The 23,887-nt window shown below is 59.2% G+C and carries 22 protein-coding genes; 8 read left to right on the top strand and 14 right to left on the bottom strand.

The genetic code is table 11. From position 1 onward, the window contains the following. Positions 1 to 3: 3 nt before the first annotated feature. Positions 4 to 714: a tetratricopeptide repeat protein gene (locus tag P5706_RS26815; RefSeq protein WP_285683105.1), complete on the top strand. Its 711-nt coding sequence runs from the start codon at positions 4 to 6 to the stop codon at positions 712 to 714. A 50-nt stretch (positions 715 to 764) separates the two neighbouring features. On the opposite strand, the gene glpD is transcribed toward P5706_RS26815, so the two are convergent. The 4 genes from glpD to P5706_RS26795 form a co-directional block, all read right to left on the bottom strand. Beyond that, complete coding sequence (gene glpD, locus P5706_RS26810) at positions 765 to 2,303, bottom strand: glycerol-3-phosphate dehydrogenase (protein ID WP_200433022.1); 1,539 nt, start codon at positions 2,301 to 2,303, stop codon at positions 765 to 767. A 288-nt stretch (positions 2,304 to 2,591) separates the two neighbouring features. Beyond that, positions 2,592 to 3,347 carry a DeoR/GlpR family transcriptional regulator gene (locus tag P5706_RS26805; protein ID WP_010212755.1) on the bottom strand — a complete coding sequence of 252 codons (756 nt, stop codon included), beginning with the start codon at positions 3,345 to 3,347 and terminating at the stop codon, positions 2,592 to 2,594. 95 nt (positions 3,348 to 3,442) lie between these two features. Further along, a complete protein-coding gene (gene glpK / locus P5706_RS26800) occupies positions 3,443 to 4,948 on the bottom strand; it encodes a glycerol kinase GlpK (RefSeq protein WP_017137034.1) in 1,506 nt (501 codons plus the stop codon). A gap of 76 nt (positions 4,949 to 5,024) precedes the next feature. After that, a complete protein-coding gene (locus P5706_RS26795) occupies positions 5,025 to 5,882 on the bottom strand; it encodes an MIP/aquaporin family protein (protein ID WP_012722481.1) in 858 nt (285 codons plus the stop codon). Between the two features lie 325 nt (positions 5,883 to 6,207). On the opposite strand from P5706_RS26795, the gene ybaK reads away from it, so the two are divergent. Continuing rightward, the gene (ybaK, locus tag P5706_RS26790) at positions 6,208 to 6,678 is read left to right on the top strand and encodes a Cys-tRNA(Pro) deacylase (protein WP_138816601.1); all 471 of its coding nucleotides are present in this window, start codon (positions 6,208 to 6,210) and stop codon (positions 6,676 to 6,678) included. A 143-nt stretch (positions 6,679 to 6,821) separates the two neighbouring features. On the opposite strand, the gene P5706_RS26785 is transcribed toward ybaK, so the two are convergent. Beyond that, positions 6,822 to 7,931 (bottom strand): ABC transporter ATP-binding protein, encoded by a 1,110-nt coding sequence (locus P5706_RS26785; RefSeq protein ID WP_056857628.1) that lies wholly within the window; start codon positions 7,929 to 7,931, stop codon positions 6,822 to 6,824. Then, a complete protein-coding gene (gene argF / locus P5706_RS26780; protein ID WP_069786197.1) occupies positions 7,928 to 8,848 on the bottom strand; it encodes an ornithine carbamoyltransferase in 921 nt (306 codons plus the stop codon). Before argF ends, P5706_RS26785 begins: the two co-directional genes overlap by 4 nt. A 422-nt stretch (positions 8,849 to 9,270) precedes the next feature. Here argF and P5706_RS26775 point away from each other — a divergent pair, with 422 nt between their 5' ends. Together P5706_RS26775 and grxD are read left to right on the top strand one after the other, a co-directional pair. Further along, positions 9,271 to 11,379 (top strand): molybdopterin oxidoreductase family protein, encoded by a 2,109-nt coding sequence (locus tag P5706_RS26775; RefSeq protein WP_285683098.1) that lies wholly within the window; start codon positions 9,271 to 9,273, stop codon positions 11,377 to 11,379. A gap of 84 nt (positions 11,380 to 11,463) precedes the next feature. Beyond that, entirely contained in the window at positions 11,464 to 11,802 is a 339-nt protein-coding gene (gene grxD / locus P5706_RS26770) for a Grx4 family monothiol glutaredoxin (RefSeq protein ID WP_058421605.1), read from the top strand. 152 nt (positions 11,803 to 11,954) lie between these two features. Here the strand turns inward: grxD and bfr are convergent, their stop codons facing one another. Both bfr and P5706_RS26760 read right to left on the bottom strand, forming a co-directional pair. Beyond that, complete coding sequence (gene bfr, locus P5706_RS26765) at positions 11,955 to 12,425, bottom strand: bacterioferritin (RefSeq protein ID WP_017137040.1); 471 nt, start codon at positions 12,423 to 12,425, stop codon at positions 11,955 to 11,957. Between the two features lie 201 nt (positions 12,426 to 12,626). Further along, complete coding sequence (locus P5706_RS26760; protein ID WP_010564137.1) at positions 12,627 to 12,845, bottom strand: bacterioferritin-associated ferredoxin; 219 nt, start codon at positions 12,843 to 12,845, stop codon at positions 12,627 to 12,629. A 243-nt stretch (positions 12,846 to 13,088) separates the two neighbouring features. Between P5706_RS26760 and P5706_RS26755 the strand changes: the two genes are divergently transcribed. Continuing rightward, the gene (locus tag P5706_RS26755; protein WP_003172097.1) at positions 13,089 to 13,691 is read left to right on the top strand and encodes a peroxiredoxin; all 603 of its coding nucleotides are present in this window, start codon (positions 13,089 to 13,091) and stop codon (positions 13,689 to 13,691) included. A gap of 239 nt (positions 13,692 to 13,930) precedes the next feature. Here the strand turns inward: P5706_RS26755 and rnt are convergent, their stop codons facing one another. Beyond that, entirely contained in the window at positions 13,931 to 14,602 is a 672-nt protein-coding gene (gene rnt / locus P5706_RS26750) for a ribonuclease T (protein WP_135287645.1), read from the bottom strand. Next, positions 14,599 to 15,645: a dihydroorotase gene (pyrC, locus tag P5706_RS26745; RefSeq protein WP_200433019.1), complete on the bottom strand. Its 1,047-nt coding sequence runs from the start codon at positions 15,643 to 15,645 to the stop codon at positions 14,599 to 14,601. Before pyrC ends, rnt begins: the two co-directional genes overlap by 4 nt. A 156-nt stretch (positions 15,646 to 15,801) precedes the next feature. Here pyrC and P5706_RS26740 point away from each other — a divergent pair, with 156 nt between their 5' ends. The 3 genes from P5706_RS26740 (at position 15,802) to P5706_RS26730 (ending at position 19,325) form a co-directional block, all read left to right on the top strand. Then, positions 15,802 to 16,710, top strand: coding sequence for a flagellar protein MotY (locus P5706_RS26740; protein WP_099548518.1), 909 nt, complete (start codon positions 15,802 to 15,804; stop codon positions 16,708 to 16,710). A 129-nt stretch (positions 16,711 to 16,839) separates the two neighbouring features. Continuing rightward, positions 16,840 to 18,057, top strand: a complete 1,218-nt coding sequence (locus P5706_RS26735) for an argininosuccinate synthase (protein WP_003208700.1) — start codon at positions 16,840 to 16,842, stop codon at positions 18,055 to 18,057. 635 nt (positions 18,058 to 18,692) lie between these two features. Continuing rightward, entirely contained in the window at positions 18,693 to 19,325 is a 633-nt protein-coding gene (locus P5706_RS26730) for a response regulator transcription factor (RefSeq protein ID WP_017137044.1), read from the top strand. Positions 19,326 to 19,409: 84 nt separating this feature from the next. Here the strand turns inward: P5706_RS26730 and P5706_RS26725 are convergent, their stop codons facing one another. The 4 genes from P5706_RS26725 to metG all read right to left on the bottom strand — a co-directional run bounded on the left by P5706_RS26725 (position 19,410) and on the right by metG (position 23,807). Continuing rightward, the gene (locus P5706_RS26725; RefSeq protein ID WP_058421608.1) at positions 19,410 to 19,592 is read right to left on the bottom strand and encodes a PA3496 family putative envelope integrity protein; all 183 of its coding nucleotides are present in this window, start codon (positions 19,590 to 19,592) and stop codon (positions 19,410 to 19,412) included. A gap of 107 nt (positions 19,593 to 19,699) precedes the next feature. Then, positions 19,700 to 20,338 carry an endonuclease III gene (gene nth, locus P5706_RS26720; RefSeq protein ID WP_285683096.1) on the bottom strand — a complete coding sequence of 213 codons (639 nt, stop codon included), beginning with the start codon at positions 20,336 to 20,338 and terminating at the stop codon, positions 19,700 to 19,702. Positions 20,339 to 20,395: 57 nt separating this feature from the next. Continuing rightward, on the bottom strand, positions 20,396 to 21,364 hold the full coding sequence (gene rsxB / locus P5706_RS26715) for an electron transport complex subunit RsxB (protein ID WP_285683095.1): 969 nt from the start codon (positions 21,362 to 21,364) through the stop codon (positions 20,396 to 20,398). 391 nt (positions 21,365 to 21,755) lie between these two features. Then, on the bottom strand, positions 21,756 to 23,807 hold the full coding sequence (gene metG, locus P5706_RS26710) for a methionine--tRNA ligase (protein ID WP_285683094.1): 2,052 nt from the start codon (positions 23,805 to 23,807) through the stop codon (positions 21,756 to 21,758). Between the last annotated feature and the right edge of the window lie 80 nt (positions 23,808 to 23,887).

Raw genomic sequence — 23,887 nt, 5'->3', positions numbered from 1 at the left:
GCCATGCAAAGCGACGCAGCGGATATCGGTGAAAACCCACGCACCTATGCACGTTGGGTCATGCATGCCGCGCAACTGGGCGATGCCGATGCGCAGGCGACGCTGGCCCAGTTGTTGCTCGACGGCCGTGGCGTGCAGAAGGATGAGGCGCTGGCGCTGAGCTGGTTTCGTATCGCCGCACGCCAGCGTCACCCCATGGCGATCAACATGATCGGGCGTTGCCTGGAGAACGGCTGGGGCTGCGTCATCGATCTGGCGGATGCGGCGCAGCATTATCGACAGGCCGCCGACCTGGGCCTGGATTGGGGGTTGTACAACTACGGGCAATTGCTCACCGGTGGGCGCGGTGTAGAGCGTGACCTGGGGGCGGCCTATGCGCTGTTTGCGCAGGCGGCGGACAAGGGGCACGCCAAGTCGATGAACCTGCTGGGGCGTTTCCACCATGAAGGTGTGGTGGTGCCCAAGGATGTGCGTCTAGCCAAAGCGTGGTATCAGCGCGCGGCGCAGGCCGGGGATTTTCGTGGGCAATATAACCACGCCGCAGAGTTGGTGGCGGAGGGCGATGAAGCCCAGGCCTGCGCATGGCTTGAGCGTGCGCTGGCGACGGCGACGCCGGGGTTTCTGCAGGCCGCTTACCCGGTGCTGCTGGGCTCGGCGTCCAGCGCGATTCGAGACATGGGCCTGCGTTATCAGCGCCAGGCACTCGCGACATAAAAAAAGCCCCTGGACCTCGCGGTACAGGGGCTTCTCGTTACTGCCTGCGATCAGGCTGCTTCAATCTTCGCGCGGTTCTGCTCAACCTTGGACAGGTAGCGCTGTACGTTGTCTTGCTCTTGCGGTGTGGTGAACAAGCCCAGCTTGGTCCGGCGCCACAGCACGTCCTGCGGTTGCGTTACCCATTCTTCGGCGCACAGGTAATCGACTTCGCGGGTGTACAGGCCGCCACCCAGGTGTTCGCCCAGGTCAGCCAACGATTGCACACCTTCGAGCAAGCGCCAGGTACGGCTGCCGTACGTGGTGGACCAGCGGCGTGCGATTTCGCTCGGCACCCAGTCAAACTTGGCGCGAATCGCTTCGGCCAAGGCTTCTGGCGTAGTCATGTTTTCGCCACCCGGCAGGCTCGCCGTGGCGGTCCAGCTTGGGCGCATCTGCGTGAAGAACGGCGCCAGTTGCGCCATCGCCGACTCGGCCAGCTTGCGGTAGGTGGTCAGCTTGCCACCGAACACCGACAGGATCGGCGCTTCACCGTTGCCGCCAGACAGCGACAGGGTGTAGTCACGCGTAATGGCCGACGGGTTGTCCGATTCGTCGTTGCACAGTGGGCGCACGCCGGAGTAGGTGTGCACGATGTCCTCGCGGCTCAGCTGCTTTTTGAAGTGCGCGTTGACCACGTTGAGCATGTAGTCGGTTTCACCTTCGGTAATCGCAACCTTCGCCGGGTCGCCGGTGTACTCACGGTCGGTGGTGCCGATGATGGTCAGGTGGTTCAGGTACGGAATAGTGAAGACGATGCGCTGGTCTTCGTTCTGCAGAATGTGCGCGTGCGCACCTTCGTAGAGTTTCGGCACGATCAGGTGGCTGCCCTGAATCAGGCGGATGCCGTAAGGCGAGTCCAGCTTCAGGTCTTCCTTGATGAACTTGGCGACCCACGGGCCGGCGGCATTCACCAAGGCGCGGGCGCGGATCGAAAACAGGCTGCCATCGGCGCGCTCCATGTTCATTTCCCACATGCCGTTGCTGCGATGTGCGCTGATGCAACGGGTCTGGGTGTGGATATGCGCGCCTTTTTCACGGGCGGCCATGGCATTGAGTACCACGAGGCGGGCGTCGTCGACCCAGCAATCGGAATATTCGAAGCCTTTGGTGATCTCACTTTTCAGCGGGCTGTCGGGGCCGAACTTGAGGCTCTTGGAACCGGCGAGTTTCTCGCGCTTGCCCAAGTGGTCGTACAGGAACAGGCCCGCGCGAATCATCCACGCCGGGCGCAGGTGCGGACGGTGCGGCAAGACAAAGCGCATCTGTTTGACGATGTGCGGGGCCTTGGCCAGCAGCACTTCACGTTCGGCCAGCGCCTCGCGCACCAAGCGGAATTCGTAATGTTCGAGGTAACGCAGGCCGCCGTGGATCAGCTTGCTGCTGGCCGAAGAGGTGTGGCTGGCCAAGTCGTCCTTTTCGCAAAGGAATACCGACAAACCGCGCCCGGCTGCGTCTGCTGCAATGCCGACGCCATTGATCCCGCCGCCAATTACGGCAACGTCATAGACTTCAGCAAGCGGTGGAGCAGGCAAGGTGGAAGGGTTCATCGGCTGGCCTCGCGATCTTTTTCGTCTTGGAATTCGAACATTAATGTTCATTTGCGAAAATGGTAGCTGATAAACGCGCGCACAGCCACCCGACTTCGATTGAAAAAACTCATCGAAGGGCAGAGAAAGGAAGAATTGTGAACATGAGCCTAGGGCATGCTCGGGAGTTTTGGTGTCGGATCTATCGCTATCGCGGGCAAGCCCGGCTCCCACAGTTGACCGGGTTCCAACATGAAAATGCGGTCAACTGTGGGAGCGGGCTTGCCCGCGATGGCGGTGCTACAGGCGCTAAACCACTTCCAGCCGAACTTTGTGCTGATTCAACAACTGCACCAACGCCGGCACCGGCTGCTGATCAGTCACCAAGCAATCCACCAGACTGATCGGCCCCAAGCGAATCATGGCATTGCGCCCGAATTTGCTTGAGTCCGCCGCCAGAATCACCTGGCGCGCATTGGCGATGATCGCCTGGGAAACCCTGACTTCCTGATAATCAAAGTCCAACAAGCTGCCATCTTCATCAATGCCGCTGATGCCCACCAAGGCAAAGTCGACCTTGAACTGGTTGATAAAGTCGACACTTGCCTGGCCCACCACACCGCCGTCACGGCGCACATTGCCGCCGGTCAACAGCACATCGAAGTCGTCCTTGGCACTGAGCATGGTCGCAACGTTGAGGTTGTTGGTGATGATTTTCAGGTGGTTGTGATTGAGCAGCGCACGCGCGATGGATTCGGTGGTGGTGCCGATATTGATAAACAGCGAGGCGTGATCAGGGATTTGCGCGGCAATGGCTTCGCCGATACGTTGTTTTTCGTCACGCATCTGGTCGGCACGCATGGCGTACGCGGTGTTCTCGACACTGGAGTCATAGGCCGCGCCGCCGTGGTAGCGGCGTAGCAGATTGGCGTCCGCCAGCTGGTTGATATCGCGGCGGATGGTTTGTGGGGTGACAACGAATAGCTGCGCCATCTCCTCGATACTGACGTAGCCGCGTTCGCGCACCAGTTCGAGGATTTGTTGTTGGCGGGGAGGCAGATTCATGGGGCGTCCTTTGGGCTGCCATACAAAAGTGGCCCATGATGCCGCAGCAATCGACTCCCCGCCAGTTACAACCCGATATGGGTCCGGCGGTTGGCTTATTCAGCGCCTTCGTGCGGTTCCCAGTCGCGGGTGCGGCTGACTGCTTTTTGCCAACCGGCGTAGAGCTTCTCTTTGGCGGCTTCATCAAGCTGTGGTTCGAATTCGCGCTCGATCACGGCCTTGCCACGCAGTTCGTCCAGGCTGCCCCAGAAACCGCAGGCCAGGCCTGCCAGGTACGCGGCGCCAAGTGCCGTGGTCTCGCGCATTTGCGGGCGCTCGACCTGGGTGCCGAGGATGTCGGCCTGGAACTGCATCAGGAAGTTGTTGGCCACCGCACCGCCGTCCACACGCAGGGCTTTGAGGCGTTCGCCCGAATCCTGTTGCATGGCGTCCAGCACGTCGCGGGTCTGGTAGGCAATCGACTCCAGGGCGGCACGAATAATGTGGTCCACGCGCACGCCACGGGTCAGGCCGAACAGTGCGCCACGGGCATACGGGTCCCAGTACGGAGCGCCCAGGCCGGTAAAGGCTGGCACCAGATACACGCCGTTGCTGTCCTTGACCTTGCCGGCGAAGTATTCGGTGTCGGTGGCGTCGGCGATGATTTTCAGCTCGTCACGCAGCCATTGCACGGTGGAACCACCGTTGAAGACTGCGCCTTCGAGGGCGTAAGCCACTTCACCACGTGGGCCGCAGGCGATGGTGGTGAGCATGCCGTGCTTGGACTTCACGGCTTTGTCGCCAGTGTTCATCAGCAGGAAGCAACCGGTGCCGTATGTGTTCTTGGCCTGGCCGGCTTCTACGCACATCTGGCCGAACAGTGCCGCTTGCTGGTCACCGGCAATCCCGCCGATGGCGATGCCGCTTTTGGTACGGCCGTAGATTTCCGAGGAGGACTTAACTTCCGGCAGCATTTCGCGCGGCACGTCAAGAATCTCCAGCATCTTCGCATCCCACTCCAGGGTATGGATGTTGAAGAGCATGGTGCGCGAGGCGTTGGTGTAGTCGGTGACGTGGGTCTTGCCGCCGGTAAATTTCCAGATCAGCCAGCTGTCGACGGTGCCGAACAGCAGCTCGCCATTACGCGCACGCTCACGGCTGCCTTCAACGTTGTCGAGGATCCACTTGAGCTTGGTGCCGGAGAAGTACGGGTCGGTGACCAGACCGGTGGTGTCGCTGATGTATTGCTCGTGGCCATCGCGCTTGAGCTGCTGGCAGATCTCGGTGCTGCGGCGGCACTGCCACACGATCGCGTTGTAGATCGGGCGGCCGGTGATCTTGTCCCAGACCACGGTGGTTTCACGCTGGTTAGTGATACCGATGGCGGCGACCTGGTCATGGTGCAGGCCGGCTTGTGCCAGGGCCTCGACCATCACCGCGCTCTGAGTAGCGAAGATTTCCATCGGGTCATGTTCGACCCAACCGGCTTGCGGGTAATGCTGAGCGAATTCACGCTGGGCGGTGCAGACCACGTTGGCGTCACGATCGAAGATGATCGCCCGCGAACTGGTGGTGCCCTGATCGAGGGCAATGATGTAGTTCTTATTCTGAATGTCGGTCATGTCAATTGCCTTGGACGAAATAAGGAAGTCAGAAATCAGCCTGGGCCGCGAAGGGCAGGGGACCAGGCCGGCGCTTTCAGGAAATACGAGTCTTGCCGTTGACAGCCGTGTCAGGTGTTTCTTCAGCTATAGCAGGTGCGGCGCTCGGCAGGTGGCGGGCAATCAGCCCGCGATACGCTGCAGCGCCGAGGCAGGCGCCGACAATCGGCGCGAAAATCGGTACCAGGAAATAAGGGATATCGCGGCCGCCAGTAAAGGCCATTTCACCCCAGCCGGCGAAAAAGGTCATCAGCTTGGGGCCGAAATCCCGCGCCGGGTTCATCGCAAAGCCGGTCAGCGGGCCCATGGCACTGCCGATAACTGCAATCAGCAGGCCGATCAACAGCGGGGCCAACGGGCCGCGGGGCAGGCCGTTGTTATCGTCGGTCAGGGCCATGATCACGCCCATCAGGATGGCGGTGATGACCATTTCCACCAGGAATGCCTGGGCCGTGCTCAGCAGCGCATGTGGGTAGGTGGAGAACACCGACGCCAATTCCAGGCTGGCCTGGGAGCCGCGAACCATATGGTGAGTTTGTTCGTAATCGAAAAAGAGGTTGCTGTACAGCGTGTAAACCAACGCCGCCGAGCAGAACGCGCCAGCGATTTGCGCGAGGATATAGAAGGGCAGTTTGCGCTTTTCGAAATCGGCAAAGATGCACAGGGCGATACTCACCGCCGGGTTGAGGTGCGCCCCGGAAATACCGGCGCTCAGGTAGATCGCCATGCTTACGCCGACCCCCCAGATGATACTGATTTCCCACAACCCGAAGCTTGCACCCGCGACCTTGAGCGCAGCGACACATCCTGTACCGAAGAAGATCAGAAGCGCAGTCCCCAGGAATTCGGCCATGCATTGGCTCGAAAGTGAAGGCTGTTGAAGAGCAGTAGTCATGGCAAACCTCGATTGTTGTTCTTGTTAGCGCACAGCCTCAACGAGCCGTTGCGCAGTTTTCACCGTAACCAGGATCCCCATCCTGGTTGCAGCTTCCCGCTGGAATACCGCAGGGCTATTCCTACAGTATTCGGAAACGAAAAAATATAGACAAGAATGACCGCTGTCAAAGGTCGAAAGTGAACCATTGGTCATTTTCGAACTATTGGTCTGGTGAATGATCACGGGCAGGGCTGCAAGTGCGCATGGCTGGAGGGGCGCACTAGAGCGTTTTGCGCGGGCTTGGCCTAGAATTGGCGATCTTTTTGCTGCGCCAGGAGTAGTCATGACCCCCGCACTGGACCTGTTGAAAAAAGTTCGCGCCGAACATCGCGTACACAGTTACGAGCATGACCCCAAGGCAGCGTCCTATGGCCTGGAGGCCGCGGAAAAATTGGGGCTCGACCCGGCGCAGGTGTTCAAGACCTTGCTGGCCAGCAGTGAGAAAGGCGAACTGTTGGTGGCGGTGGTGCCGGTCGTCGGAAGTCTGGACCTTAAGGCCCTGGCCCATGCGGCCGGCGTTAAAAAAGCCGAGATGGCCGACCCGGCGGCAGCGCAACGCTCTACCGGCTACCTGTTGGGGGGCATCAGCCCTTTAGGGCAGAAGAAGCGTTTGCGCACATTTATCGATGAGACCGCGCAACAGTTTGCGACGATTCATGTGAGCGCCGGCAGAAGGGGATTGGAAGTGGAACTGGCCGCAGCGGTGCTGGCCGAGCATACCCAAGCCAAGTTCGCCCCGATTGGGCGGGGCTGAAACTCACGTCTGAATGCACTAAAAAACCTAATGTGGGAGCTGGCTTGCCTGCGATGCAGACACCTCGGTCTATCAGACGGACCACAGTGATGCCATCGCAGGCAAGCCAGCTCCCACATTTTTTACCCGGTTTCGTCAGTTGGTCAGTGAGCGGGGCTGTAACGGCGAACGCCGGATTCGACCTGAGGAATCTGCGCCGCGGTACTGCCGGACGCTTGGAACAACACCAGATGCTCCGCCGCCACCCGAATCCCCACCTGCGCACCCACCTGATGGTCCGCATGGCTGGGGAAAATCGACTCCAGCTGTGCGCCGGTTGGCAGTTGCAGGCGGTACAAGGTCGAAGCGCCAAGGAAGGTCTTGCCGACGATCCGTGCCTTCAACGCACTGTCCGGTGCGTAAACGATGTCATCCGGGCGTAGCAACACATCCACCGCGCCACCGGTTGGCCAGGTGTAGGCACGGTTGCCACGCAAGTCACCCAGTTCGGTGCTGACCGATTCCGGTGAGCTCAATTGCCCACGAATGAAGTAACCCTGGCCGATAAAGCTGGCGACATAGGGCGTCTGCGGTTCGTGGTAGAGGTTGTAGGGCGTGTCCCACTGCTCAAGACGGCCTTCTTTGAATACGCCCACCTGATCACTCACAGCGAAAGCTTCTTCTTGATCATGGGTGACCAGAATCGCACTGGTGCCGCGTGCCTTGAGAATGTCGCGCACCTCATGGCTGAGCTTGCGCCGCAGTTCGCCATCGAGGTTGGAGAAGGGTTCGTCGAGCAGCAACAGTTGCGGTTCCGGCGCCAGCGCGCGGGCGAGGGCAACGCGTTGTTGCTGGCCGCCGGAAAGCTCGTGGGGGAAGCGCTTGCCGAGATTTTTCAGGTTGACCAGCTCCAGCAGTTCGGCAACCACGCGATCTTTTTGCGGGTGCTTGCGAATGCCGAAGGCGATGTTGTCGGCCACGCTCAAATGCGGAAACAGCGCGTAGTCCTGGAACACCATGCCGATGCGACGTTTCTCCGGCGCCAGGGTGAACCCGGCGCTGGAGATCACTTCGCCGGCCAGGCTGATTTCGCCCTCGTGCACCGGCTCAAACCCGGCAATCGCCCGCAGGGTCGTGGTTTTGCCGCAACCCGAGGAGCCCAGCAGGCAACCGATGTCGCCGGCATTGAGGTGCAGGTTGAGGTTCTGCACCACCCGTTGATCTTGATAGCCGCATGCCAGATTGCGCAGGTTCAGCAGTAATGGCTGGCTCATGCGTGGTGGTACGACGGCGGGACGAGGAATTCGAGCAGCGCCTTTTGCGCGTGCAGGCGGTTCTCGGCCTGGTCCCACGCCACCGAGCGCTCATCGTCGAGCAGGTCCAGGCTGATCTCTTCGCCACGGTGCGCGGGCAGGCAGTGCATGAACAGCACGTCCGGCGCGGCCAGGTCGAGCAGAGCACGGGTCACCTGGAACGGCGCGAACAACGCCAGGCGCTTGGCGGTTTCTTCCTCCTGGCCCATGGAGGTCCAGACGTCGGTGCTCACCAGATGCGCGCCGATGACCGCGTCACGCGGGTCACGCACCACGGTCACGCGATCGCCGGCCTGGGCCAGGAAACGTGCATCCGGCTCGTAGCCTTCGGGGCAGGCAACGCGCAGTTGGAAGTCGAACTGGATCGCCGCTTCTATATAGCTGTTGCACATGTTGTTGCCGTCGCCGATCCAGGCCACGGTCTTGCCCTGGATCGAGCCACGGTGCTCAAGGAAGGTTTGCATGTCGGCCAGCAACTGGCACGGGTGCAGATCATCGGACAGGCCGTTGATCACCGGTACGCGCGAGTTGGCGGAAAATTCGGTCACGGTGCTGTGGGCAAAGGTACGGATCATCACCGCATCGAGCATGCGCGACATCACGCGGGCAGCGTCGGCGATCGGCTCGCCACGGCCCAGTTGAGTGTCACGCGAGGACAGGAAGATGGCTTGGCCACCCAGCTGGATCATGCCGGCTTCGAACGACACGCGGGTGCGGGTCGACGACTTCTCGAAAATCATCCCGAGCACGCGGTTTTTCAAAGGCTCGAACAGTACGCCGCGGTTACGCAGGTCTTTAAGCTCAATGCCTCGACGGATCACGCTGACCAGCTCTTCGGGCGTGCAATCCATCAGGGAGAGAAAGTGCCTTGCGCTCATCATTAACTACCTTTTTGCAACAGACCGCAGATACTCAAAGCCTTGTTTATTGTGACAACGGGCGAGACCTGCGGCGAAAGCCGCACGGGGCGACGAAATAGGGGAAGGCGCGATCTTATAATTAAATGTCGCGTCTTACCAATAGGGCTACGGTTATTAAGGGTGTTCAAGAGGGGCGCCTGCGCGCTTTTGAAGACTGATTTCTGACAGCAGCGACCCATTTGTACACTGGCGCCGAGACCTTTTGCAATGTGTGGGGGCGGGCTCGGGCCAGGCTGCGTCGGTTTCAGAGGTGCTGTAGCAAGTTTTGAAACATTTGCTCACGGTCTGGCCTATGCCCTTTGATTCACGCGGCGAACGTTGCTGGTGCGCATCCAAGTGACGGGCCATAGTTGGGCCAAAGCCCAATAAAGAGACTGGCCATGACCAAGACTCTCCACCACCGTGCCTGCCATCTGTGTGAAGCCATCTGCGGCCTGACCCTGGAAACTACCCAGGCGGAAGACGGCAGCCTGGCGATCACTTCCATCAAGGGCGACCCGCTGGATACGTTCAGTCGCGGACACATCTGCCCCAAGGCCGTGGCGCTGCAGGATATCCAGAACGACCCGGACCGCTTGCACCAGCCCATGCTGCGCGTGGGCAGCGACTGGCAGCCGATCCCGTGGGATGAAGCCTTTGCGCTGGTAGCCGAACGTCTGGCGGGCATCCAGGCACGACACGGGCAGAATGCGGTGGCGGTGTATCAGGGTAACCCCAGCGTGCATAACTATGGGTTGATGACCCACAGCAACTACTTCCTTGGCTTGCTGAAGACGCGAAATCGGTTTTCCGCGACCTCGGTGGACCAGTTACCCCATCACCTCACCAGCCACCTGATGTACGGCCATGGCTTGTTGCTGCCGATTCCGGATATCGACGACACCGACTTCATGCTGATCCTGGGCGGCAACCCGTTGGCGTCCAACGGCAGCATCATGACCGTGCCCGATGTGGAGAAACGCCTCAAGGCCATCCAGGCCCGTGGCGGCAAAGTGGTGGTGGTTGACCCACGGCGCAGCGAGACGGCGGCGATTGCCGATCAACATGTGTTCGTGCGGCCCGGTGGCGACGCCGCGTTGCTGTTCGGGCTGCTCAATACCTTGTTCAGCGAAAACCTGACCCGCGACAGCCATTTGCCGATTGCCGGCCTGGAGGATGTGCGCCAGGCGATTGCCGGGTTTACCGCTGAAGCCATGAGCCGCCAGTGTGCGGTGCCTGCCGAGCAGATCCGCCAGTTGGCGCGGGACTTCGCCGCGGCGGACAAGGCCGTGTGCTACGGGCGCATGGGCGTATCGACTCAGGCATTCGGCACGCTGTGCCATTGGCTGGTGCAATTGATCAACCTGGTCACGGGCAACCTCGACCGTGTCGGTGGCGCCCTGTGCACCACGCCGGCAGTGGACCTGGTGGCCTCCACTGGCGGTGGGCACTTCAATCGCTGGCAAAGCCGGGTGTCCGGGCGTCCTGAGTACGGTGGCGAGTTGCCCGTATCGGCCCTGGCCGAAGAAATGCTCACCGAAGGTGAAGGGCAGATCCGCGCCCTGGTGACGGTGGCCGGAAACCCGGTGCTGTCCACGCCTAACGGTCGCCAACTGGAGAAGGCCCTGGACGGCTTGGAGTTCATGGTCAGCGTCGACCTGTATATCAACGAAACCACGCGTTATGCCGACCTGATCTTGCCGTCTACTTCGGCGCTGGAAAACGATCACTACGACACCACGTTCAATATGTTTGCGGTGCGTAACGTCACCCGCTTCAATCGCGCGATTCTGCCCAAGCCTGCCGGCGCGTTGCATGATTGGGAGATCTTTGTCGGTTTGGCCAAGGCCTTCGCTGCGCACACTGGCGCCGTGCTCAAACCGACCATGGCGCCGGCACAGATGATCGACTTTGGCTTGCGCGCCGGGGTCTATGGCGATGCGTCCGAGCACAAACTGTCGGTGGCCATGCTCGCCGATCATCCCCATGGCGTGAACCTGGGGCCGCTCAAGCCGAACCTGGCCGCGCGCTTGAAAACCGCCGATGGCCACGTGCAAGCGGCGCCTGCGGTGATCCTGGCAGATCTGGCGCGCTTTGCGGCGCAGCCGGTGCCAATGGTCAATGAACTGTTACTGATCGGCCGTCGGCATGTACGCAGCAACAATTCCTGGATGCATAACTATCACCGCCTGGTGAAGGGCAAGCCGCGCCATCAACTGCACATGCATCCCGACGACCTTGCCAGCCGACAATTGAGCGATGGGCAGTGGGTGCGCGTCAGCTCGCGCATTGGCGATATCGAAGTGGAAGTAGTGGCCAGCCTGGACATGATGCCCGGCGTGGTCAGCCTGCCTCACGGCTGGGGGCACGGTCGGCCGGGCGTGCGCATGAGCATCGCCAGCAGCCAGCCTGGGGCCAGCGCCAATGACCTGACCGACGAGCGGCAATTGGACGAATTGTCTGGAAACGCCGCGCTCAACGGCGTGCCGGTGCAGGTGGCCGCCGCATAAGGCCCGAGCACTGCGCTGGAATTTTGCGTTACAATGCGCCACCGTGCCGACCTGTGAGTCGCAAAGTTCCAGCCGAGGTGTTCCATGGATATCATCGAAACGATCAAAGAGCAGATTGCCAATAACACCATTCTGCTTTACATGAAGGGCGCCCCGAACGCTCCTCAGTGCGGTTTCTCCGCGAAGGCTTCCCAGGCCATCATGGCGTGCGGCGAGAAATTCGCTTACGTGGATATCCTGCAAAACCCGGAAATCCGCGCCAACCTGCCGAAGTACGCCAACTGGCCAACTTTCCCACAGCTGTGGGTAGCCGGTGAGCTGGTCGGCGGTAGCGATATCATCACTGAGATGGCTGCTGATGGTTCGTTGCAAGCGCTGATCAAAGAAGCAGCGGTAAACGCGGCAGCCAAGACTGACGCGTAATGCGCCAGCAATAAAAAGCCCCGCTTCTCGAAAGAGAGCGGGGCTTTTTTGTGATCGTTCCCACGCTCCGCGTGGTAATGCATCCTGTGACGCTCTGCGTCACCATGCTCAAGCATATTCCCCGCGCAGAACGTGGGAACGATCTTCAGCGCTTATTCACCCATCTGCGATTGCAGGTAGTTTTCCAGGCTGACTTTAACGATCAAGCCCAGCTGGGTTTCCAGCCAGTCGATATGCTCTTCCTGATCTTCGAGGATATCTTCGAGCAGCTCACGGCTGCCGAAGTCGCCTTTGGTTTCGCAGTGAGCAATGGCGGCCTTGAGGTCGCTGTGGCTCTTCTGCTCGAACTTGAGGTCGCTGCTGATCATTTCCTGGGTGTGCTCGCCGATGTTCAGCTTGCCCAGGTCCTGTACGTTCGGCAGGCCTTCCAGGAACAGGATGCGCTTGATCAGCGCGTCTGCGTCCTTCATGGCCTTGATCGATTCTTTGTATTCACGCTTGCCGAGCTTTTCCAGGCCCCAATCGTCGTACATGCGCGCATGCAGAAAGTACTGATTGATCGCGACCAGTTCATTGGCAAGGATTTTGTTGAGTTGCTGGATGACTGAGATGTCGCCTTTCATGACTGGGGTCCTGCCCTGTAATAGCTGTGTATAAGGCGGAGTTTGAGCGGCGAAATCCTTAGTGTCAAACCTAAGTTATTGAATAATAAATGAAAATTAATCGGAATAAGAATGTTTGTGTTCCGCGTCTTGGCGCTAACTAATTGAATTACGGGCATAAAAAAACCGGACACTAAGTCCGGTTCTTCAAAACGCGCCTATTTAAGCGTGTGTAAATTCTGCTGAGTAGGGGAGCGCGGCCTGAGCTGTTTGCAGCTGCGTCAGGGTTTCCCGTACCACTTGCTTGGCGAGGCAAGCACATTTGCCGCACTGGCTGGCAACGCCGGTGGTTTCACGTACTTCCTTGTAGCTGCAGCAACCTTCGTAGATTGCTTCGCGGATTTGTCCGTCGGTGACGCCAGTGCAGAGGCAGACATACATAAGGGAGAACCATCGCGGGTTTAAGGCTTAAGTGCGATGGATCTTAATGTTAACGAGAATGATTGTCAAAGTAGATTCGCAGGCTATTGCCAGGTACCTGCGACGCGCTGACGAACGGTTTTTTCAGTGTATGATGGTCGGTCTTCACGAAGCGTGACTGCGTCACGGGGCTGTCGCTTAACTGCGCCAGACTTGGGCCGGTCCTTTTACTTCAATCGTCACCCCTACATCAGGAGATACCCAATGAGCGTACTCGTCGGCAAACAAGCCCCGGATTTTGACGTACCTGCCGTCCTCGGCAATGGCGAAATCGTAGACAGCTTCAAACTGTCTGAGGCCATCAAAGGCAAATACGGCCTGGTGTTCTTCTACCCGCTGGACTTCACCTTCGTATGCCCGTCGGAGCTGATCGCTCTGGACCACCGCATGGACGATTTCAAGGCGCGCAACGTTGAAGTGGTCGCCGTTTCCATCGACTCCCATTTCACCCACAACGCCTGGCGCAACACTGCCATCAATGATGGCGGCATCGGCAAAGTCAAATACACCATGGCTGCCGACATGAAGCACGACATTGCCAAGGCCTACGACGTTGAGTCCGAAGGCGGCGTGGCGTTCCGTGGCGCGTTCCTGATCGACGACAAGGGCGTTGTACGCTCGCAGATCATCAACGACCTGCCGCTGGGCCGTAACATGGAAGAACTGATCCGTCTGGTCGACGCCCTGCAATTCCACGAAGAGCACGGCGAAGTCTGCCCTGCCAACTGGAAAAAAGGCGACAAAGGCATGAACGCTTCGCCAGAAGGCGTTGCGGCTTACCTGACCGAGAACGCTGGCAAGCTGTAAGCCTCGTTTCAGGTACAAAAAAACCGGCCCGTGAGGGCCGGTTTTTTATGCACCGCATTTTTGACTCTGTGGCGAGCGAGCCTGTTGTGGCTAGCAAGCTTCTGTGGCGAGGGAGCTTGCTCCCGCTGGGCTGCGAAGCGGCCCCAAATCCTGACACCGCGGTTTAACAGGTCAACCGCGGCGGTTTTATTGGGGGCCGCTGCGCAGCCCAGCGGGAGCAAGCTCCCTCGCCACAAGCCTCAGTCGCCGAAGTCTTCCCAGCCGCCCATCTGTTTCCAGCGGTTGACGATGCCGCAGAACAGTTCGGCAGTCTTCTCGGTGTCGTAGCGGGCCGAGTGGGCCTCACGACCGTCAAAGTCGATACCGGCTGCCTGGCAGGCTTTCGCCAGTACCGTCTGGCCATACGCCAAACCGGCGAGGGTGGCGGTGTCGAAGCTGGAGAACGGGTGAAACGGGTTGCGCTTCATGTCCAGCCGCGCCACGGCAGCATTCAGGAAGCCCAGATCGAAACTGCTGTTGTGGCCAACCAGAATCGCGCGTTTGCAGCCATTGGCCTTCAACGCTTTGCGCACACCACGGAAGATATCGGTCAGCGCCGCTTCTTCACTCACGGCCATGCGCAGTGGGTGATCGAGCTTGATCCCGGTGAACTCCAGGGCGGCAGCTTCGATATTTGCGCCTTCAAACGGCTCCACACGGAAGAAGTGGGTGTGTTCCGGGAACACAAAGCCCTGTTCATCCATGCCGATGGTGGTCGCGGCGATTTCCAGCAACGCGTCGGTGGCGCAGTTGAAACCACCGGTTTCTACGTCGATGACAACCGGCAGATAGCCGCGAAACCGCTCGGCCATCGGGTGGCGAGAACCGCCACCACTGTGCTCGTGTTCGTCGTCGTAATGGTCTTCACTCACTTGCTTTCCTCCAGCAGGCGCCAGCGCAGTGTTTCACCGGCGCGCAGCGGGATAACAGTCAGCTCGCCAAACGGCAGGCTGGCAGGGGCGGTCCAGTCTTCACGAACCAGGGTAATGCGGTCGGTGTTCGCCGGCAGGCCGTAGAAACGCGGGCCGTTGAGGCTGGCGAAGGCTTCAAGCTTGTCCAGGGCGTTGCGCGTCTCGAATGCTTCGGCATACAGCTCGATGGCGGCATACGCGGTGTAGCAACCGGCACAGCCGCACGCAGCTTCTTTGGCGTGCTGGGCGTGGGGCGCCGAGTCGGTGCCGAGGAAGAACTTCGGGCTACCGCTGGTAGCGGCGTCCAGCAGGGCCACCTGGTGGGTGTTGCGCTTGAGGATCGGCAGGCAATAGAAGTGCGGACGAATCCCGCCCACCAGCATGTGGTTGCGGTTGTAGAGCAGGTGATGCGCGGTGATGGTTGCGCCGACGTTGGCTGAAGCCTCGTTGACGAACTGCACGGCGTCGGCGGTGGTGATGTGTTCGAACACGACCTTGAGGGTCGGGAACAGCTCGACCACGCGGCGCATATGCTCGTCGATGAAGATCTTTTCACGATCAAACACATCCACGTCGCCACGGGTGACTTCACCGTGGATCAACAGCGGCATGCCGACTTCAGCCATGGCTTCGATCGCTGGCAGGATCTTGTCGATACTGGTCACGCCGGAGTCGGAGTTGGTGGTCGCGCCCGCCGGGTACAGCTTGGCGGCATATACGAAACCGCTGGCCTTGGCCTCGCGAATCTCGGCAGGCTCGGTGCGGTCGGTGAGGTAGAGCACCATCAACGGTTCGAAGCGGCTGCCGGCCGGTCGTGCAGCGAGGATACGCTGGCGATAGGCATCGGCTTGCTCGGCATTACGCACCGGAGGTACCAGGTTAGGCATGATAATCGCGCGGCCAAACGTGCGCGCTACATCGGCCACGGTTTGGGGTAACGCAGCACCATCGCGAAGATGAATATGCCAGTCGTCGGGACGCAGCAGGGTCAGGCGGTCGGACATTGGGGATTCCAGGCGGGTCAATCTGGTGGGAATGCTACCGGAAAAGACTCTTGCAGGCACTCGCTATCAAGTTTTGCCGCACGTGTCCGATATCCCTGGGTATGCCTTAACGACGTATGACGCTTTGAAGTGTTGTAGAAACCAGTGGAGCCTCCCGTGCGCCAGCATTATCTAGCCCTGCTCAGTGTGTTCGCCAGCCTGCCTGCGATGGCACTCACATTCCAGACACGTCTGGAGAATATTGAGTGGAAGGTGGAAGGCGACCAATTCGAGTGCCGCCTGGCCCAGCCGATCACCGATTTCGGCTCGGGTGAGTTCGTGCGCCGGGCTGGCGAGCAGGCGACATTTCGCCTGAAAGCCTATAGCGGCGCGCTCGGAGCGGGCTCGGCGACCTTGTTGGCGGCGGCTGCACCCTGGCAGCCGGGCCGTGGTGATATCAACCTGGGCGCCGTGCGTGTTGGCAGTGGCGACGTGCTGTTCAACAGCTCCCAGGCCCAGGCTGGGCGTTTGTTCACGGGTTTGCTGGAGGGGCGTAGCCCGACGGTGCGGCATTACGGGCGTGAGGGCGGCTACTCGGAGGTCCGCCTGTTGCCGGTGAAATTCAACAAGGCCTTCAACGACTATCAACTGTGCACCACCAAGCTGTTGCCGATGAATTACGATCAGGTCAAACAGACTGAAGTCGGCTTCCCCGGTGGCGGTATCGAGTTGGACGCCGCTGCCAAGAAGAAGCTGGACGTGATACTCGCGTTCATGAAAGCCGACCCGACGGTTAATCACGTCGAGCTCAATGGTCATTCCGACAACAGCGGTAACCGCCTGACCAACCGTGACGTTTCGCGTCGTCGTGCCCTGGCGGTGATGGACTACTTCAAGGCCAATGGCATTCAGGAGTCGCAGATCACCCTGCGTTTTCACGGTGAAAGCTACCCACTGGCGCCCAATACCAATGCCGCCAACCGCGCCCGCAATCGCCGCGTGAATATTCAGCTCGAACGCGTGGCTGCCCCCGAAAAACCGGCACCCCAGGCCACTGGCCCGAGCAGTGCGGCACACACGTCATAAGGTGCGACCATCGGTCGCCCACTCGACATAATCTGTCGCTTTATCTTCATTTGCTGTCGCGCCTCTGTAAATTCACGGTTTTGGTCGGTAGAATCGACGGCTTTCCGTACAACCCCGTGGAGTGATGGCATGGCCGACGTAAACAAGGTCGTTCTCGCGTATTCCGGCGGCCTGGACACTTCGGTGATCCTCAAGTGGCTGCAGGATACTTATAACTGTGAAGTGGTGACCTTCACCGCTGACCTGGGTCAGGGCGAAGAGGTCGAACCTGCACGTGCCAAGGCGCAAGCCATGGGCGTGAAAGAGATCTACATTGACGACCTGCGCGAAGAATTCGTCCGCGATTTCGTCTTCCCGATGTTTCGCGCCAACACCGTCTACGAAGGCGAGTACCTGCTGGGTACTTCCATCGCGCGTCCGCTGATCGCCAAACGCCTGATCGAAATCGCCAACGAAACCGGCGCCGACGCCATTTCCCATGGTGCTACCGGCAAGGGCAACGACCAGGTGCGTTTCGAACTGGGCGCCTACGCCCTCAAGCCAGGCGTGAAAGTGATTGCTCCTTGGCGTGAATGGGACCTGCTGTCCCGTGAAAAGCTGATGGATTACGCTGAAAAGCACGCAATCCCGATCGAGCGTCACGGCAAGAAGAAGTCCCCGTACTCGATGGATGCCAACTTGCTGCACATCTCCTATGAAGGCGGCGTGCTGGAAGACACCTGGACCGAGCACGAAGAAGACATGTGGAAATGGACCGTCTCCCCGGAGAACGCTCCAGACAAGGCCCAGTACCTGGAACTGACCTACCGCAACGGCGACATCGTTGCACTGGACGGCGTCGAAATGACCCCGGCCACCGTGCTGGCGACCCTGAACCGTATCGGTGGCGAACACGGTATCGGCCGTCTCGACATCGTCGAGAACCGCTACGTGGGCATGAAGTCCCGTGGTTGCTACGAAACCCCAGGCGGCACCATCATGCTGCGCGCTCACCGCGCCATTGAGTCGATCACCCTGGACCGTGAAGTGGCTCACCTCAAAGACGAGCTGATGCCCAAGTACGCCAGCCTGATCTACACCGGTTACTGGTGGAGCCCGGAGCGTCTGATGCTGCAACAGATGATCGACGCCTCCCAGGTCCACGTGAACGGCGTTGTGCGCCTGAAGCTGTACAAGGGCAACGTGATCGTTACTGGTCGCAAATCCGATGAGTCGCTGTTCGACGCCAACATCGCCACCTTCGAAGAAGATGGCGGCGCCTACAACCAGGCGGACGCGGCAGGCTTCATCAAGCTGAACGCGCTGCGTATGCGCATCGCTGCCAACAAGGGTCGCAAGCTGTTCTGAGTGCTTGCCTCGTTGTAAAAAATGGCCCCTTGTTCCAGGGGCCATTTTTTTTGCCCGTATATAAAGGCAGGCGCTTTAAATACAGCCCGATGTTTAAGCGATGCGCTGTCGTTTAAGTTTTGTTGAATATCGAAGTTGAACGCGGCCGTTTCAGCGGCAATGTGTTTATTTCTGTACGACTGAATGAATTTTTTACACCTGCACAGGAACTATGTCTTACGGAAAATTCACTACCTAAGTACAGCGAGTATGTAGGGCGCTGAAACTTCTGTAGGAAATAGGGATGTAAATAGGTATGTTGAATGGAACTGAATCAGTTGATTTTTTTTCAGCTGTTCGCTGGCCTTGCTGCGACAAGCAAGGGGTATTTCCTGAAAGTCATGTGCGGTACATTTACCTCGTACCCATTCTGCGGTGCATATTTCACTCAAAATATGTATGGCCCCGGAAAGTTCTGAAGGGTTCCATAAAACCTGACGCACCAGAGTTTGTGTTTTTTTGTAGGTTAATTCCTATATCGTTGTGGGTTGGGTCTCTGCTTGCTGTTGCTTGGGGGGGAGCGCTATGCCAACTAGGAAACGACTAGGCTATTGTGCTTGCTCTAAATAATTCGAACAGCGAAATTGGACTTTCTCATGAATAAAGTGCTGATCGTGGATGATCATCCCGTCATTCGTCTTGCTGTGCGCATGCTAATGGAACGTCATGGTTATGAAGTCGTTGCCGAGACTGATAACGGCGTCGATGCGTTGCAACTTGCACGGGAACATATGCCGGACATTGTCATACTGGATATCGGAATACCCAAGCTCGATGGCCTGGAAGTCATTTGCAGGCTGGCCTCCACCAAGCAGGCTACACCCGTCAAGGTGCTGGTGCTGACGTCCCAGGCGCCTGGCCATTTCTCCATGCGCTGCATGCAGGCGGGGGCGGCGGGCTACGTGTGCAAGCAGCAGGACCTGACCGAGTTGTTGAGCGCCATCAAGGCGGTGCTCTCCGGCTACAGCTATTTCCCCAACCAGGCGCTCAACTCGGTACGCTCGACCATGGGCAATGCCAGCGAGGCGGATATGGTTGAACGTTTGTCGGGTCGCGAGATGATGGTGCTGCAGCAACTGGCCCGAGGCAAAACCAACAAGGAAATTGCCGATGGCATGTTCCTGAGCAACAAAACCGTCAGCACCTATAAGACTCGGCTGTTGCTCAAGCTCAATGCGCGTTCCCTCGTGGACCTGATCGAACTGGCCCAACGCAACGGCCTCGTATAGAAACGGGTGCGGTTGCGCACCAAAGCCCGAATAACCGGCAAAAAAAAGCCTCCGTCAGGAGGCTTCCGGCTGTCAGCGCATCGATCAGAGGTCGAAGTCGTAATCGGCCAGTTGTTTTTGCAAGCGTCGCTCTTCCAACAGGTTGTCGATAGTGCGGCGTTTGCTCAAATTGGTCTTGGCCACCTCTGCCACAGGGGCGTCCCCTTCGTCATCCGTCACTTCAACGAGATCGTCTTCTACATCCAGTTGTTCTTTGCCAGTGCTCATAAGGTTAACTCCAGGCTAAGACTGCCGTTGGCGCCCCTTATAACGATAATCCACGAACGGGTAAAAAAGATTTTTTCAATCGACTGATCGAGAAAACCAATGAACCCTCAATCGTCGCTGGTTTTGTCCTTGTATTCGCACAGGTCTTCGATGCGGCAACTCCCGCAGCGAGGCTTACGGGCCTGGCACACATAGCGCCCGTGCAGGATCAGCCAGTGGTGGGAGTCGAGCAGATAGGGCTTGGGCACAAACTTCATCAACTGCTTTTCTACCTCGACCACATTCTTGCCACGCGCGATGCCGGTTCGGTTGCTGACGCGGAAAATATGCGTGTCCACAGCCATGGTCAGTTGCCGGAACGCGGTATTGAGCACCACGTTCGCGGTTTTGCGGCCTACGCCGGGAAGGGCTTCCAGGGCTTCGTGGGTTTGTGGCACTTCACTGCCGTGCAGCTCAACCAACAGGCGGCAGGTCTCAATGACATTCTTGGCCTTGCTGTTGTACAGGCCGATCGTCTTGATGTACTCCGACAAACCCTCCACACCCAAGGCATAAATGGCTGCTGGCGTGTTGGCAACCGGGTAGAGCTTGGCCGTAGCCTTGTTGACGCCGACGTCCGTGGATTGTGCCGACAGGATCACCGCAATCAGCAACTCGAACGGCGACGAATAGGCCAGCTCGGTCTTGGGTTCCGGATTGTCTTCATGAAACCTGCGGAAAATTTCCAGGCGTTTTGCGGCGTTCATGGGGCAGTTGTTTCCTTGCAGGCGATCAGCGCGATTGTAGCAATACACAAGGCAGGGTTACGCGCTGTTATGAGCATCCACTTGGCGTTGCGCGTCATCGAGTTTGCTTTGCGCCTCGGCCAGTTGCTGTGGGGTGGCGTTTAGATCCTGGGCTTTCTTCAATGCTGCGCGGTGCATGGCCAGCTGGATTTTAGCGCGCTTGAGGTCGGCGCTATTACTCGGCGCCCTTGCTGGCGTCGGTGTGCTCTGTACTTCCAGTGCGGCCAGCGCCTGCTCCGCTGCTTCGAACTGCTGCTGCAGCACGATCAACTGCGACTGCTGTTCAAAAGTCGGCGGGTGACCAAATGCCTTGAGGGACTTATGCAGTTGGGCGCGGCTCATGGCAACGGTGATCTTGGCTTTTTTTACCGCTGTATCCCGGGCCGCCTGAGCGTGATCGGCTTGCACAGGGGCAACCGGTGGGGCCAAACGTTTAGCCCGCGCCAGGCGCTCGGCGAGTTTATGCGCTTCCTCGCGTTGCAGCCGCGCATTGCGTTGCTCAAAGCGCCGCCGCGCGCGGTCGCGCTTGAGGCCGCGTTCGTGGTGTTGCAGGTCATTGGCTGCCAGGCCGCCGACAATCGCCAGCACAGTGGTCGCTGGACGCATTTCAATGCAATCCACAGGGCAGGGCGCAACACACAGGTCGCAGCCGGTGCACTCATCCATGATCACGGTGTGCATCAACTTGGCGGCGCCGACAATCGCATCCACCGGGCACGCCTGGATGCATTTGGTGCAGCCGATGCATTCGGCTTCGCGAATGTAGGCGACCTGGGCCGGGGCTTCGCCGCGACGGGTGTCCAGTTCCAACACCGGCACGCGCAACAGTTGGGCCAGGCCAGCAATGGTTTCCTGCCCTCCGGGCGGGCACTTATTGATCGCCTCGCCTTGCGCGATACCCTCGGCGTAAGGCTTGCAACCCGGATGCCCGCATTTGCCGCATTGGGTCTGCGGCAGCAGCGCGTCGATACGTTGAATCAAGTTCATGGGGTGATCATTGGTATGCCGGTTGAATAAACAGGGCCTGTTGGAGTGGCTAGTGAGCCTGTTGTGGTGAGCGGGCTTTCTGTGGTGAGCGGCTTTTTGTGGTGAGTAGACCTTCTGTGGTGAGCGGGCTTTTTGTGGTGAGTAGGATTTCTGTGGTGAGCGGGCTTTTTGTGGCGAGCGGGCTTGCCCCGCGTTGGGGCGCGGAGCGGCCCTTGGTACAGACACTCGGTTTAACAGGCATAGTGCGGCGACTTTATTGGGGCTGCTGCGCAGCCCAACGCGGGGCAAGCCCGCTCGCCACAAGAAGCCCGCTCGCCACAAAAAATCCCGTTTGCCACAGAAAGCCCGTCTGCCACGCCAGGCCAGCTGACCGCAGACGGGCTTTGCAGGCTTACTTGATACGCTGACCCGGCTTGGCACCGCTGTCCGGGCTCAACAGGTAGATCTCTTCGCCGCCAGGGCCGGCCGCCATCACCATACCTTCGGAAATACCGAACTTCATTTTGCGTGGCTTGAGGTTGGCGATCATCATGGTCAGGCGACCATCGAGCTTGGACGGGTCCGGGTAGGCGCTCTTGATGCCGGAGAACACGTTACGTTGTTCGCCACCCAGGTCCAGGGTCAGGCGCAGCAGCTTGTCGGCACCTTCTACGGCCTCGGCCTTGACGATCAGCGCAACGCGCAGGTCGACGGCGGCAAACGCGTCGAAGTCGATTTCTGCCGAGATCGGATCCTTGGCCAGCTCACCGTTACCGGCGGGCGCAGCTGAACCGGTGTCGGTCTGGCTGGCGACCAGATCTTCTTTCGAAGCGTCGGTCATGGCCTGGACTTTCACTGGGTCAATACGCGTCATCAACGGCTTGAACTCATTCAACTGATGGTTGCTCAGCAGCGTGGCGTGGTCGTTCCAGGTCAGCGGCGCGACGTTGAGGAATGCCTCGGCATCAGCGGCCAGTAATGGCAGCACCGGCTTGAGGAAAATCACCAATTGACGGAACAGGTTGACGCCCGTGGCACAGATAGCCTGGACTTCAGCTTGCTTGCCTTCCTGCTTGTTCAGCGACCACGGCGCCTTGTCGGCGATCCAGGCGTTGGCGCGGTCGGCCAGGCCCATGATCTCGCGCATGGCGCGGGCAAAGTCACGGGCTTCATAGGCGTCGGCGATGCTTGGCGCGGCGGACAGGAAGGCTTCGGTCAGTTCCGGTGCGGCGTTTTCAGCCACCAGTAAACCGGCATTGCCCTTGTGGATAAACCCGGCGCAACGGCTGGCGATGTTGACCACTTTGCCGACCAGGTCCGAGTTGACCTTCTGTACGAAGTCTTCCAGGTTCAGGTCCAGGTCGTCGACACCACGGCCCAGCTTGGCGGCGTAGTAGTAGCGCAGGTATTCCGGCGACAGGTGGTCCAGGTAAGTGCGCGCCTTGATAAAGGTGCCACGGGACTTGGACATTTTCTGGCCATTGACCGTCAGGTAGCCGTGTACGGCGATACCGGTTGGCTTGCGATAGCCCGAACCTTCGAGCATGGCCGGCCAGAACAGCGCGTGGAAATTGACGATGTCCTTGCCGATGAAGTGGTACAGCTCGGCGGTGGAGTCCTTGGCCCAGAACGCGTCGAAGTCCAGCGCAGGCGTGCGGTCGCAGAGGTTCTTGAAGCTGGCCATGTAGCCAATCGGCGCGTCCAGCCACACATAGAAGTACTTGCCCGGCTCGCCCGGGATCTCGAAGCCGAAGTACGGCGCATCGCGGGAGATGTCCCACTGCTGCAGGCCGCTGTCGAGCCATTCGGAGAGTTTGTTGGCCACGGCGTCCTGCAAGGTGCCGCTGCGGGTCCAGGTTTGCAGCATCTGCTGGAAGTCCGGGAGCTTGAAGAAGAAGTGCTGGGAATCCTTGAGCACCGGGGTGGCGCCGGAGATTGCCGACTTCGGGTTCTTCAAGTCAGTCGGGGCGTAGGTTGCACCACATTTTTCGCAGTTGTCGCCGTACTGGTCTTCGGTGCCGCATTTAGGGCAGGTGCCCTTGATGAAACGGTCGGCCAGGAACATTTTCTTTTCCGGGTCGAAATATTGGGTCACCGAACGCTGGTCGATGTGCCCGGCTTCCTTCAAACGCAGGTAGATCTGGCTCGACAGCTCGCGGTTTTCTTCGGAGTGGGTCGAGTGGAAGTTGTCGAAGTCGACCAGGAACTCGGCAAAGTCGGCGCTGTGTTCAGCCTGCACATTGGCGATCAGTTGTTCCGGGGTGATGCCTTCCTTCTCGGCGCGCAACATGATGGCCGAACCGTGGGCGTCGTCCGCGCAGACATAAATGCATTGGTTGCCGCGATGCTTCTGGAAGCGCACCCACATATCGGTCTGGATGTACTCAAGCATATGGCCAAGATGGATGGAACCATTGGCATAGGGCAGGGCGCTGGTGACGAGGATCTTGCGTGGCTCGGACATGGGGCTCGGCTACTTGATGAAACGGAGGTCGGCCACTATAAAGCGCCGGGAAATATATTTCACCCCGTGGCGCTGTTTCT

This window comes from Pseudomonas sp. ChxA, from assembly GCF_030263855.1.
GTDB classification, from domain to species: Bacteria; Pseudomonadota; Gammaproteobacteria; order Pseudomonadales; family Pseudomonadaceae; genus Aquipseudomonas; species Aquipseudomonas fluorescens_CB.
Note: the sequence above shows the minus strand (reverse complement) of the source record. Positions and strands in the feature narration are given on the sequence as shown.

Bases quoted from the DNA above. Each gene is read 5' to 3' on its own strand.
- P5706_RS26755 (WP_003172097.1), top strand. From the start codon at position 13,089: ATGAGCGTACTCGTCGGCAAACAAGCCCCGGATTTTGACGTACCTGCC.
- P5706_RS26815 (WP_285683105.1), top strand. From the start codon at position 4: ATGCAAAGCGACGCAGCGGATATCGGTGAAAACCCACGCACCTATGCA.
- P5706_RS26725 (WP_058421608.1), bottom strand. From the start codon at position 19,592: ATGAGCACTGGCAAAGAACAACTGGATGTAGAAGACGATCTCGTTGAA.
- bfr (WP_017137040.1), bottom strand. From the start codon at position 12,425: ATGAAAGGCGACATCTCAGTCATCCAGCAACTCAACAAAATCCTTGCC.
- P5706_RS26730 (WP_017137044.1), top strand. From the start codon at position 18,693: ATGAATAAAGTGCTGATCGTGGATGATCATCCCGTCATTCGTCTTGCT.
- glpD (WP_200433022.1), bottom strand. From the start codon at position 2,303: ATGAACCCTTCCACCTTGCCTGCTCCACCGCTTGCTGAAGTCTATGAC.
- P5706_RS26735 (WP_003208700.1), top strand. From the start codon at position 16,840: ATGGCCGACGTAAACAAGGTCGTTCTCGCGTATTCCGGCGGCCTGGAC.
- argF (WP_069786197.1), bottom strand. From the start codon at position 8,848: ATGAGCGCAAGGCACTTTCTCTCCCTGATGGATTGCACGCCCGAAGAG.
- ybaK (WP_138816601.1), top strand. From the start codon at position 6,208: ATGACCCCCGCACTGGACCTGTTGAAAAAAGTTCGCGCCGAACATCGC.
- P5706_RS26795 (WP_012722481.1), bottom strand. From the start codon at position 5,882: ATGACTACTGCTCTTCAACAGCCTTCACTTTCGAGCCAATGCATGGCC.
- P5706_RS26785 (WP_056857628.1), bottom strand. From the start codon at position 7,931: ATGAGCCAGCCATTACTGCTGAACCTGCGCAATCTGGCATGCGGCTAT.
- P5706_RS26775 (WP_285683098.1), top strand. From the start codon at position 9,271: ATGACCAAGACTCTCCACCACCGTGCCTGCCATCTGTGTGAAGCCATC.
- metG (WP_285683094.1), bottom strand. From the start codon at position 23,807: ATGTCCGAGCCACGCAAGATCCTCGTCACCAGCGCCCTGCCCTATGCC.
- P5706_RS26760 (WP_010564137.1), bottom strand. From the start codon at position 12,845: ATGTATGTCTGCCTCTGCACTGGCGTCACCGACGGACAAATCCGCGAA.
- grxD (WP_058421605.1), top strand. From the start codon at position 11,464: ATGGATATCATCGAAACGATCAAAGAGCAGATTGCCAATAACACCATT.
- glpK (WP_017137034.1), bottom strand. From the start codon at position 4,948: ATGACCGACATTCAGAATAAGAACTACATCATTGCCCTCGATCAGGGC.
- rsxB (WP_285683095.1), bottom strand. From the start codon at position 21,364: ATGAACTTGATTCAACGTATCGACGCGCTGCTGCCGCAGACCCAATGC.
- nth (WP_285683096.1), bottom strand. From the start codon at position 20,338: ATGAACGCCGCAAAACGCCTGGAAATTTTCCGCAGGTTTCATGAAGAC.
- pyrC (WP_200433019.1), bottom strand. From the start codon at position 15,645: ATGTCCGACCGCCTGACCCTGCTGCGTCCCGACGACTGGCATATTCAT.
- P5706_RS26805 (WP_010212755.1), bottom strand. From the start codon at position 3,347: ATGAATCTGCCTCCCCGCCAACAACAAATCCTCGAACTGGTGCGCGAA.